This window comes from Chromohalobacter sp. 48-RD10 (genome assembly GCF_029889785.1).
Classification (GTDB): domain Bacteria; phylum Pseudomonadota; class Gammaproteobacteria; order Pseudomonadales; family Halomonadaceae; genus Chromohalobacter.
In genome coordinates this window covers 531,936-543,832 of record NZ_JARANX010000001.1, presented here as the reverse complement: position 1 = coordinate 543,832, position 11,897 = coordinate 531,936, and the positions used below count along the sequence as shown (strand labels likewise).

9 protein-coding genes are annotated in these 11,897 nt (G+C 62.2%); 5 read left to right on the top strand and 4 right to left on the bottom strand.

Annotated features, from left to right (window positions below; genetic code table 11):
• Window positions 1-21: 21 nt before the first annotated feature.
• Entirely contained in the window at window positions 22-924 is a 903-nt protein-coding gene (locus tag OP496_RS02390) for a sucrase ferredoxin (protein WP_280561780.1), read from the bottom strand.
• Between the two features lie 130 nt (window positions 925-1,054).
• Window positions 1,055-1,915 carry an ABC transporter ATP-binding protein gene (locus OP496_RS02385; RefSeq protein ID WP_280561778.1) on the bottom strand — a complete coding sequence of 287 codons (861 nt, stop codon included), beginning with the start codon at window positions 1,913-1,915 and terminating at the stop codon, window positions 1,055-1,057.
• Window positions 1,916-2,471: 556 nt separating this feature from the next.
• On the opposite strand from OP496_RS02385, the gene OP496_RS02380 reads away from it, so the two are divergent.
• From OP496_RS02380 to OP496_RS02360, 5 genes are read left to right on the top strand one after another with little or no spacing between them, the layout of a single operon-like run.
• The gene (locus OP496_RS02380) at window positions 2,472-4,124 is read left to right on the top strand and encodes an IucA/IucC family protein (protein WP_280561777.1); all 1,653 of its coding nucleotides are present in this window, start codon (window positions 2,472-2,474) and stop codon (window positions 4,122-4,124) included.
• Entirely contained in the window at window positions 4,117-5,379 is a 1,263-nt protein-coding gene (locus tag OP496_RS02375) for a type III PLP-dependent enzyme (protein WP_280561776.1), read from the top strand. Before OP496_RS02380 ends, OP496_RS02375 begins: the two co-directional genes overlap by 8 nt.
• A 45-nt stretch (window positions 5,380-5,424) precedes the next feature.
• The gene (locus OP496_RS02370) at window positions 5,425-7,320 is read left to right on the top strand and encodes an IucA/IucC family protein (RefSeq protein WP_280561775.1); all 1,896 of its coding nucleotides are present in this window, start codon (window positions 5,425-5,427) and stop codon (window positions 7,318-7,320) included.
• A complete protein-coding gene (locus OP496_RS02365) occupies window positions 7,314-8,105 on the top strand; it encodes an aldolase/citrate lyase family protein (protein ID WP_280561774.1) in 792 nt (263 codons plus the stop codon). The genes OP496_RS02370 and OP496_RS02365 overlap by 7 nt, the downstream gene beginning before the upstream one ends.
• Window positions 8,102-10,090: an IucA/IucC family protein gene (locus OP496_RS02360; RefSeq protein WP_280561772.1), complete on the top strand. Its 1,989-nt coding sequence runs from the start codon at window positions 8,102-8,104 to the stop codon at window positions 10,088-10,090. The genes OP496_RS02365 and OP496_RS02360 overlap by 4 nt, the downstream gene beginning before the upstream one ends.
• 77 nt (window positions 10,091-10,167) lie before the next feature.
• Here OP496_RS02360 and OP496_RS02355 read toward each other — a convergent pair whose 3' ends face one another.
• Together OP496_RS02355 and OP496_RS02350 are read right to left on the bottom strand one after the other, a co-directional pair.
• Window positions 10,168-10,791: an RraA family protein gene (locus OP496_RS02355; RefSeq protein WP_280561771.1), complete on the bottom strand. Its 624-nt coding sequence runs from the start codon at window positions 10,789-10,791 to the stop codon at window positions 10,168-10,170.
• Window positions 10,792-10,854: 63 nt separating this feature from the next.
• Window positions 10,855-11,895 (bottom strand): iron ABC transporter permease, encoded by a 1,041-nt coding sequence (locus OP496_RS02350; protein ID WP_280561770.1) that lies wholly within the window; start codon window positions 11,893-11,895, stop codon window positions 10,855-10,857.
• Window positions 11,896-11,897: the final 2 nt, after the last annotated feature.

Below are 11,897 nucleotides of genomic sequence, written 5' to 3'. Positions count from 1 at the left end.
GCTGGCAGCGGCCTCCCATTGTCATGCGGGTGAGACCTCGGTGGCATGCCAGACAAAGCTTTCGGAGGGGCCATCGTCCAGATCAGAGCACATGTCGACACGCAGCATCGTCGTCGTTTCGCATACGGTCTGCAGCCGACCATGCGCGCTATCTTGCTCCCATCGCCACAGGATGCATCGCCGATGCTCGTCGCCGGTGTCGTCTTGTAACGTCAAGTTGGCCTGGGGGTATCGTCGTTCCAGAAAGGCCAGGGCTGCGAGCTGAGCACACTGCTGCGCGGGTTCCAGTCGGGAATCGCCGCGATAGCCGGGCAGGAAGCGTCGGCCTCGCGCCTCCGCTTGCAGGAAGAGTAATGCCTGCTGCGGTGTAATGCGGCCGTACTTGCGCACCGGCGAGAGTAGGATGATGCTGGCGGCGAGGCGGCACCCGCCCAAGTGGCTGCTTTCCCACACCTCGAAGGGTAGCCCGTGATCCGTGACGGTCTGGGCCAACTCTTTGTAGGTCTTGTAACCATACTTGGCGCAGCACTTGTCCTTTTTGCCGTGGGTGCAGCAAAGCAGCAGGTCATGGTTGACCGGCTCTCCCTCCCATGCTGTCAGTGGCGACCCTGACTCCCACGCGGCCAGAAACGCCTCCAGTGCCTCGCGAGGCACTACAAACCGTCGGCGTTCGGGCATCAGAAATATCTGATGGCTATCGTCGGCCTGCTCACGTCGATGAATCAGATTGATTCGCCTCCCGTCGGCGGCGATGGCATCGAGGGTTTGTATCAGGCTATCCGGCATGTCGTGGGCATGACGCAGGTTGCGTGTCCACTTGGCGCGAGGCCAACTGATCAGCAGATTGCGTTCAGCATGGGCGGCGCTGCCGGCTAGCGGATCATGCTGCTCACGGCTGAGATCGGCGCAGAATCGGTGGCTCATGAAACACAGCGTTGGTGGTCGGTGAACTGGGTACGCCGATTAGGCACTGTTTGAAAAGTGCCTGCGCTCGATCGTACGGCGTTAAAAATGGGCTCAAAGTACTCATTTACGACTTGTAAACTCCGTCTTTTCACCAATTTTTGCCTTGTCTGATCATCGCTCGTCGACTTTTCAGACGAGGCCTAGGGCCACATTTCTTGTGCGGTACACAGATCGGACTGCCGGTCTCGGGGTCTTCGAGCACATGGGCATCGAGATCGAAGACATGCTTGAGGTTGGTGGCCGTGAATACGTCCTCTGGCGCCCCACTGGTGACAATATGACCTTCACGCATCATTACCAATTGATCTGCGTAGGCTGCCGCCAGATTGAGGTCGTGCAGCACCAGCAGCAGGGTGCGACCGTGTTCGTGGGCCAGGCGGGATAACAGCTCCAGCAAGTCCACTTGCACCTTGAGATCGAGGAAGGTGGTGGGCTCATCGAGCAGGATCAGATCGGTTTCCTGGGCCAGCACCATGGCGATCCAACACCGCTGCCGCTGACCGCCGGAGAGCGCATCGACGCTGCGTTCGGCGAACGCCGTGACATCGGCATAGGCCATCGCTTCGCGGATAGCGCGAGCGTCCTGCGCGGTATCCTGTCGCCACAACCGCCGGTGAGGAAAGCGCCCCATGCCGACCAGTTGCCTGACCGTCAATCCCTCCGGTGTGGAAGGGCCTTGCGGCAGGATGCCCAGGCGCTGGGCCACCTCTCGCGTATTGCGGCGATGGATGTCTTCACCATCGAGACAGACGCGTCCGGCGCTGGGTATTAGCGTGCGCGCCAGCGTCTTCAAAAGCGTCGATTTCCCACTGCCGTTGGGGCCCAGCAATACCGTTATCTTGCCCTCGGCCACTGCTAGATCGACGCCATCCAATACGCGTCGGGATTCGTACCCGGCGCATAGGGCTTCGCCTGTCAGACGCGGCAGCTTGGCAGGTATCGAGGGCATGAAGATAGCTCGTTTACAGGATCCCTTGGATGCCAACCGTAAGGCAAAAAATTCTCATTTTCAATATTGATAGGCATGTTCGTCCGCTAGGCCTTCCACCACGATAGGGAGCTAATGATTCGTGTCGGCGGACATGCGCTAGCCTTGACTTTAATCTATATTATAATCATTCTCATTATTGAATGGGATTGCCTAAGCAACCACCTCGGTGACTAGGCATATCGCTGGTTCTCATCGCTCGATCGGCATAACAAGCACGACCATCCAGTACAACTTCGCAAAGTGACTAGCGAGGGAAGCGCGGACTTACTTGCCAGCAGAAGCCTTGCACTGACGGCACGGTTGGCCATGAGGCAGGTGAGGTTCAAAAGGAAGGTATTGTTGCGGAGGCTACATGAGCTACGCCCGTTTCTCTCGCTTACCTGGCGAGATAAGCCGACACGCATCCATGCATGCGTTGCTGAATTGCATTATCAAGGAAGTGGCAATCCCTCATGACACGGTGTTCCATCGATGGCCGACTCGGCGCGATGGACTTCCGGAGCAGGTGCATGGCATGCCTCTGCTGATCGAATGGTCGGCATCGTTGTCGTTGTTCGTGATGGTGGACCGACGTTCGGTCATCGGTAGTCACTTCTATCTTTCCGAGGTCTATCTGCGAGAGGCAGAGGGTACCGGCTGGCATGCCCCTGAAATGGTGGAATTGATCGCTGCGCTGTTGGAGCACTGCCGGTGGAATGAGGGAACGCTCAATCAGGAATTGTGCGACCAAGTCGTGCAAAGCCAGGACGTCATGACGACCATCGTCGCGCATGCCGTCGAACAGCCTAGGCTTCATCCGTTGGTGGATTACCGTTGCAGTGAGCAGGGGCTGTGGTTTGGGCATCCCAATCATCCCACGCCCAAGGCCCGGCAATGGCCGCCCCAACTGCTGCAGGACGAGAAACCTGCCTACTCCCCCGAATTCGGTGCCACCACGGCCCTGCACGAATTTTCCTTTCCCGTGGCCGGGCTGAGCGTCCAGGCCAATAGGCTGAATGCCCTGGATGTGTTGCCGCATGCGGCAGATCAGCGCCGCGCCGAGGATCTCGATCGTGTGGTGCTCAGCATGCACCCGGTTCAGGCTGATCTCTTCCGTCAGCATGCTCGGGTGGCAGAGATGATCCAGAAAAAGGTGATCGGCGATCTCGGGCCGAGTCGTTGGCACGCTGCCCCTACCGCTTCCATGCGTACCTGGTATCTCGAGGGACATCCCTGGTTCATCAAGGGATCGCTCAATGTGCGCATCACCAACTGTGTGCGCAAGAATGCTTGGTACGAGCTGGAAAGCACGCTGGTCATCGATCGCATCATGCATCGGCTCGCCGAGTCGAAAGACGCGGCACTGGAGGCGCTATGCGTGGCACAGGAACCGGCGACGCTTCACTGGGCGCCGCCCGAGGGCGACGAGGCCGATCAGCGTTGGTTTCGGGAGCAGACTGGCGTGATTCTGCGGGAAAACTTCTGTCAGCGATTCCGGCCGGAACGCTGCCTGCTCAGCGCGACGCTTTTTGCCCGCGATGCGCAGTTGGTGCCCCTGGTGTTGTCTTTCATCGCAAGAACGACGTCAGCCGAGGGACACGACGCACTGCCCTCGGAAGCGCAGTCCCGTGCGTGGTTCCAGGCCTACCTGCGTACGCTGGTGGCACCGGTCATGGGCTTGTTCTTTCGGCATGGCATCGTCATGGAACCCCATCTGCAGAATTGCGTGCTGATCCATGATCAGGGCATGCCCCGGCAGATGCTGCTGCGCGACTTCGAAGGGGTCAAGCTGACCCATGACAAGGGAGTGGACTGGCTCACTGGAGAGTCATTGCATCCCCACGTCAGGGAGTCGATGACCTATTCTCGCGAGAAGGGCTGGAACCGTATCGCTTATTGCCTACTCGTCAATCATGTCGCCGAAGCGATCCTGGCGCTGAGTTGGCAGCGCCCGGCCCTCGGCGATGCGCTGTGGCAGGACACCCTGGACGAACTGCATCGCGTTCGCCAGACCCTGGGTACGTCCGCCCCCGAGCTGGATGCACTGCTGGAAGGCGGTGACCTGCCCTGCAAGACTAACTTCAAGTTGAGGCTCATGGCCCAAGCGGACCGCCAGGCCGAGTATGTGGCATTGCCCAATCCCTGGTGTGTCACTCGGGCCGTGGGCCAGGAGGTGGCCTATGGGTGAGCCCGTTACCGTTCCCGAGTATGTGCTCGATGCCATCGCCTCGCATCGACAAGCGTGCCGCGAGCCCATGGCGGCATTCTTCTATGACCTTCCGGCGCTCGCCGCGCATGGTTGTGCCATGAAGGCGGCGTTGCCCCCGGGCGTCGAGCTCTACTATGCCATCAAAGCCAATAGCGAGGCGGCCATCCTCGATACGCTGGCACCCGTAGTGGACGGGCTGGAACTGTCGTCCGGCGGCGAGATCGCGCGGGCCTGCGCCTGCTCGACGCCGCGCCCCTGGGTGCTCTCCGGCCCGGGCAAACTGGATACCGACATGCATGAGGCCATGACACGAGGCGCCGAGGCCTTGCATGTCGAAAGTCTCGGGGAAGTAGCCCGCCTGCAGGCAGTCGCGGCCTCGCTGGAGTGCGTGCAACCGGTGCTGCTGCGCATCAACCCCGCTCTGCCCGAAGACCTCTCCAGTCGTCTAAGGATGGCCGGCACGGCCACGCCTTTCGGCATCGACGAGGCGCAGTTGATCGAAGCCATCCGGGCTGTCGATGACGCTGCGAACCTGACGCTGGTCGGCTTTCATGTTCACGCCATGTCGCACCAGACCTGCGAGCGGCGTCACCAGCGGCTGCTGGCCTCCTATCTGGAGCGCTGGCCACAGTGGCGAGCGTTGGCACGCCACCCCGAGCGCGTCACCCAGCTCAACGTGGGAGGCGGTATCGGCGTGAACTATCTCCAGCCTGCCGAACAGTTCGACTGGCCCGGCCTGTGTGAGGCTTTGGGTCAGCATCTGGCGGCCATGCATGAACCACCGCGAGTGCGTTTCGAAATCGGCCGTTTCCTCACCGCCTTCTGCGGCTACTACGCGATCGAAGTGCTCGATACCAAGATCAGCCATGGAGAGGGCTTCGTCGTCTGTCGAGGCGGTACGCACCAGTTTCGCCTGCCCGCCGCCCAAGGGCACGATCATCCGGTCGTTCACCTGCCGCGCGACACTCACCGCGTGAACCAGGGAGAGCGTCGGCCATGGACGGTGGTGGGGCAGCTGTGTACCCCCAAGGACGTGCTGAGCCGTCGTCAGGCGCTGTCCGGGGTGGCGGTGGGCGATCTATTGGTACTGCCGCTGGCCGGTGCCTATGGCTACAACATCTCCCATGCGGACTTCCTGTGCCATCCACGTCCCGATCAGATATTCATCCGTAACGCCCGCGAGGACAGCGAATCCTCGAGTCGAAGGCGTCAGTACGCCGAGCCGGTGAACTGAGCGAGGGATTTCACGTGTCAATTTTCCAGGTTTTGAAGGTGCACCATGTCATCTCATGAACGTGTCATGCCGCTGGCTTCGGCCAGCGACGCTAAGGCCGAAGCTCGGCCGTGCGCTGCCTTGCCCTTTGCTCATGCATCGGACTGGCGTCATTACGCTCGCATCGAGCAGCGCGTTGCCGGCCAGCTTTTGCAGACCTTGCTCTACGAGGACGTACTGCCCCATGGGGCCGTCGCCGAGTCAGAGGCTGGGGGCTGCGTGGCCACAATCTTTTTCCTGACCTTGGGTAAGCGTCGCTATCGGGTTAGCGGCTGGCGATGCCATAGCTTCCGTCTGATCCGCCTCGAACACTCGTCGCTGGTGGTCGAGGAGGCGGAGGATGACTCCGTGCCGGTGAGCTTGCCGCAGTTCCTCGAGGATCTCGAGGCGGTGCTGGGCGATGTGACGATTCAGCCCGGCTTCGTCGATGAACTGACGCAGACCCTGATCAAAGACATGCAGTCATCCGCGTGGCCGGTGCCCTGTCACGCGTCTCCGCAGACCCTGGATGCCGACGCCCTCGAGCAGTATTTCACTGATGCGCACAGCTACCACCCCTGCTATAAGTCACGGCTGGGTTTCTCACTGCGTGACAATCAGCGTTACGGGCCGGAGTTCGCCCAGCCGTTGAAGGTCTTGTGGCTGGCCGTGCCGACGCGCCTGGCGCATCGGGGAGCCATCGACGGGCTGGCGCTCGCCGAGCGCGTCACGAAAGACGCCGGTGCGCAGGTGTTGGCACGCCTGGACGATTACCTCGCCAGACGCCAGATGATGAGGGACGACGTCGTGCTGATGCCGGTGCATCCCTGGCAGTGGGAAAACGCCCTGGTGGCGGCACTCTATCCGGAGCTCGCCCGCGGTGAGGTCGCCCTGCTCGGCGAGGGCGAGACGGTCTACACCGCCCAACAGTCGATTCGCACCCTGGCCCCACAGGACACGCAGCGCCCCTATCTCAAGTTGGCGATGAACATCACCAACACCTCGAGCACGCGAATACTTGCACGTCATACCGTCACCAACGCCCCCGTCATCACCGCATGGCTCCAGCGGCTCATCGCCACCGACGAGACGGCCAAAGCCGCAGGCTTCGTGATTCTCGGCGAAGTGGCGGGCGTGGCGCTGGATGAGCGGGCCTTCCCGGACGCTCGTTACCACGACGTGTACGGCAAGGTTGGTGCTATCTGGCGCCAGAATATCGACGAGTTTCTGCAAGACGGTGAGCAGGCCGTGCCCTTTAATGGGTTGAGCCAGTTCACTCGCGATGACGAGGGGATGCCCGTCAGCCCTTTCATCGCGCCCTGGGTGGAACACCATGGGCTGGACGCCTGGACCCGGCAACTGGTGCATGTCGCCACCTGGCCGATCATCCACCTGCTGTTCGCCGAGGGCGTGGGCATGGAGTCCCATGGCCAGAATATCGTGGTCATTCATCGCGACGGCTGGCCGCTCCGGGTGGCGCTGAAGGATTTCCACGATGGCGTGCGCTTCAGCCCCTCGCATCTGGCGCGCCCCGAGCTGGCGCCGGACCTGCAGCCCGTCCCCGAGCGCCACGCTGCCCTCAACCGCAACTCCTTCATCGTCACCGATGACCCGCAGGCGGTTCGGGACTACTCCTGCGATGCTTTCTTCTTCATTGCCCTGGCGGAGATGGCGATCTTCCTGCAGCGGCATTTCGGGCTGCAAGAGTCGCGGTTCTGGTCCATGGCGGCGGACGTGATCAAGGCCTATCAGCGCGCCCACCCTCAGCATGCCGAGCGCTACCGGTGCTTCGATGTCTTCGCACCGTGGTGGGAGGTGGAAGCCCTGGCCCGACGTCGCCTGTTCGGTGATGACACCCCCCAGATCAAGCACGTTCCCAACCCGCTGGCGGCCTTCGCGCCCGGTAAGGAGGCTGCATGCTGAGGACCAACCGACTCAAGCAGTCGTTAGCCGAGGGCAGGGAGGTCCATGGGGTTCTGGCCTCCCTGCCGGCGGCCGCTTCCATCGAGTTGATCGCAGAGGCGGGCTTCGACTTCGTGGTGATCGACACCGAGCACGTGCTGATCAACCCGGAAACCATCGAGCATATGATTCGTACCGCCGAGAGCTACCAATTGACACCGCTGGTGCGGGTGGCGGATGCCGACCCCAAGACACTGCTGCGTCTTCTCGACGGTGGTGCCCAAGGGATCGTGTTGCCTCAGGTGGAAGACGCCGCGACCCTCGAGCGCGCAGTGGTTGCGTGCAAGTACGCGCCAGAGGGCGAGCGCAGCCTCAATGCCGGGCGGCCTGGAGGCTTCGGCAAGGCGTCGCTTGCCGAGTACGTCGCTGAGGCCAATCGGGAGATCATGGTGGTCGCCATGATCGAAAGCCATCGCGGCGTGGCAGAGATCGAGCCGATCTGCGCGGTTCCGGGGCTCGACATGGTGCTGGAAGGGGCGGCGGACCTATCCCAGTCACTGGGCGTGACTTGGCAGACCGGCCACCCTGATGTTGTCCAGGCACTGGAAGCGGTCCAGCACACTGCAAGTGAGCATCGCATCCCTTATTGCGCCTTCCTGCGTAATCCCGAAGCCAAGGCTCGGTGGCAGGCGCGCGGCGTCGACACCTTCATGTTGGGCGACGAGCGTGGGATTGCCTTTCGCGCCCTGCAGCGAGCGCTCGACGATGCTCGGGCGCCGTTGGATAGCGAGGCTACCCGAGCATGAGATCACCGACGGTGCAGGGTTCCATTTCCGATACTCCCATTTCCGAATCCCCCATGGAGCGCACGACCATGAAAGCTCTCGATGCCCAGCGCCATGCCCAGGCGCAGATCATGCAGTCGCTGGTGGACGGCCTGCTGGTCGAAGGACTACTGGATGACTTAGGGGCCGCTTGGTTGGTCACCACCGAGATCGATCACTGGATCACCCAACTGCCGGTGTTCGAAGGTCATGTCGACGATCCTTCGACGCGATTCTGGCACTGGCCGCAGGGTCGAGGTAACGGGATTGGCATGTTGTTGCAGCGCGGTATCGCCCAGGCGTGGGAAAAAGTGCCCCGGACCCCCGTGATCTTGTTGGATCACGAGAGCGGGGAGTGGAATGCGCTCGATCCGGTCACCTTCATGCGCCGTGTCTTCGGTGCCGTGACGCAGGATAACGATCAGATCCTGGGGCAGGGACAGCGGGTGTTCCTCCAGGCGCTAGTCGACAGCCTCTGGCAGGCGGAAAGTTCCGTGGCGCACCGGGTAGAAACGCATGATTTGCCGTCCCGTGATACGACCGAGCATTTCGCGATCATGGAGCAGTGGGCATCGTTGCTCGACCGGCCCTACCATCCCACGGCCAAGGCCAAGCAAGGGCTCAGCGAGAATGAATATCGTGCCTACATGGCCGAATTCAATGCGCCTGTCACGTTGCGCTGGGTCGCACTGGCCCGCGATCAGGTCATGACCGGTGCCGGCGTCGACGAGGCTGGTGCCGAGCCGGTACAGTGGCTCACCGATGACGAAGGCCGTGAGGCGCTCGAGCGTGAAATGACAGCGCGCGGCCTGCTCCGGACCCACGTCGCCATCCCCGTGCATCCCTGGCAGCACGAACATGCGCTGCCTCGCTGGCTGGAAGCGGCCTTCGCGGCGGGAGACTGCGTCTCGCTGGAATCGGTCACGGAGCCCTGGTTCGCGACGTCCTCGCTGCGTTCGCTGGCCCCCACCACGGCGAGCCCGCACTTCCTGAAGCTGCCGATGGCCATCCACTCGCTCGGCGCCTCGCGCTACCTGCCGGCGGTCAAGATGCTCAACGGCGATCTCAGCGCTTGCCTGTTGCACCAAGCCAGGGAGAAAGACGTCCGGCTCGCCGAGACGCTCTATCTGTGCGACGAGGGCAAATGGTGGGCATATATGCCGGAGGAGACGACGCTGTTCGACGAGGCTCCCAGGCATCTGTCCGCCATGGTGCGCAGCTATCCCCCCGAACTGCTGGACGATCCCGGCGTTCGCCTGGTGCCCATGGCGACGTTGGGGACCCCGTTGCCGGGCGGCGAGCACCATGTGGTCGACGACTGGCTGGCGCAGCGCGGCATGGCGGCCACTGCTGTCTCGGTGCAGGGGCTATTCGGCGAGCTCTGCGAGGTGTTTTTCGACATCAACCTGCGCATGTTGCGGCTCGGCATGCTGGCGGAAGTGCATGGCCAGAACGCCGTGCTGGTCTTCAGAGACGGCCAGTGCCAGGGACTGCTGCTGCGCGATCACGATTCGCTGAGGATCAGCGTCGACCGCCTCGAGCGGCATGGCATGCAGGATCCTTGCTACTGCATCAAGCCCGGCCATGCCAACACTCTCTATCACGATAGCTTAGAGGCTCTGCTGTTCTGGCTGCAGACATTGGCGATCCAGGTCAATCTGCGCGCGATCATCGATACCCTGGCGGATCACTACACGCTGTCGCGGGATGACCTGTGGAGGGAAATGGCGATGCGTCTCGAGGCTCGAATCGACGCTCTGCTCTTCGACGATCATGATCGCGAAATGCTCAAGAAGCAGCTCTTCGAGAGGGAGCAATGGCCTTACAAACGGGTCATCGCGCCGATCATCGAGCGTGCCGGCGGGCCCGGCAGCATGCCCTTTGGCACCAGCGCGACCTGTAATCCTTTCGTGCGGGTGAGGCGACAGGCCAGTGAAAGCATCAAAGAGGCACTGACCGAGGCCTGAGGTTTGATACCTATACCGCCCGACATAGCATCGGGCGGTTTTTTCATACAGGTGGCGTTTTCTGCGCAGCGGTTACTTCAGCGAAACCATTCGGGAAACTCGACTGCGAGGGCGTTTCGCTTCTCTTCCTCCTGAGCCTGCTTATGTTCTGCGGCATCGGCGAGTGTATCGGCACGATGCGGAGGAATGACGAAAAGCCCGTCGTCGTCGCCTACTACAAGGTCTCCCGGGTTGATCGTCACCCCGTCGATGGTGACTGGAGTGTTGATCTCGCCTTCCAGCTCCAGCGCGCGGGTTGTCAGTGGGCTACTCATCTGAGCATAGGTGGGCAGGTTTAGCCGGGAAAGGGCATCCCGGTCGGTGATGGCACCGTTGGTGACAACGCCTGCGAGTTGCTTGCGTAGTGCCGCATAGGCGCGAAATTCGCCCCAGCAGGCGCGATGCTGATCGCCGGACACGTCGATCACCAGCACATCGCCTGGGCAGGCCAACTTCAGCGCTTCACGGATGATGCTACCGTCGACGTGGGGAATTCTGACCGTTAGTGCCGTGCCGAGCAGTCGCACGGGACGCTGGAGCGGCGAGAGGGTGGCGATGGCACCGAAGTCGGTAAAATGTCCCAGGGTGGAAGTGGCAATGGTTCGATAGCGTTGCCGTTGCGCCGCCGTGATGGTGTCCTGACGGGGAGCGATATGAAACATGGGGGTTCCCTTATCTGCCACGGGTATCAGCGATGAAGAGTGAGTGATGATGGGCGAATCGCTTCAATGATTCTGATAGCGGCTTCGATGCAGCAGATAGACGAAGAAGGGTGCGCCCACGCCCGATACGAAGATGCCGGCGGGTAGGTCCTTGGGCAGGAACGCCACTCGGCCCAGCAGGTCGGCATAGAGCACGATCAGCGCCCCCACCAGGGCGCTGGCAGGGACCAATCGGCCGAATCCCCGCCCGACTAGGCGGGCGGCGATATGGGGGGCGATCAAGCCCACGAAGCTGAGCCCCCCGGCAAAGGCCACGGCCGCGCCCGCCAGCGCTACGCTGCAGGCCATCAGCACCAGTCGGCTGCGCAACACGTTAACGCCCAGCCCCACGGCCACGTGATCGCCCAGCGCCATGGCATCCATATGGCGTGCATAGGTCAGGCACAGGGGAACGGCGATCAGTAGCCAAGGGAGCATGCCGAGCACGTCCTGCCATTGGGCGGCATAGAGACTGCCGGTCAGCCACACGTAGGCGACCATGGCGGCGGCATCGTCACTGATCACGATCAACAGAGTGGTGATGGCGCCCATCGCAGCGGAGAGCCCGATACCGACCAGCACCATGCGCGAAGGTGAAATATCCCCCTTCCAGGCGAGCAAGAACACCAGCAGGGCGGAGAACACCGCCCCGAGCAGCGCGGAGGCCGGCAGCCAATGGATACTCAGGCCGGTACCGAATAGTGCCAGGAAGGTCACGGCGGCCATGGCAGCGCCGCTGGTGATGCCAATCACGTCCGGCGAGGCCAACGGGTTGCGTACGATGCCCTGGAGGATAGCGCCGGCCACGGCCAGGGCCGCCCCCACCAACACCGCCAGCAGGATGCGCGGCAGGCGCAGTTCCCAGACGATGAAGGCGATGTCGCTGTCCTGCGGCGCGGTCAGCGCGTGCGCTATCTGGTCGAACGAGGTAGGGAAGCTGCCCAGGCTCAGCGAGAGCCCCATGCTGGCCAGAAGTACTAGCGCGAGCAGGGCGCTGAGGATGATAGTGCGGTTCGTGGCGACGGTGTCGTTGTCTGGCCGTGTCAGGGAGGCGGAATGCGTCATGG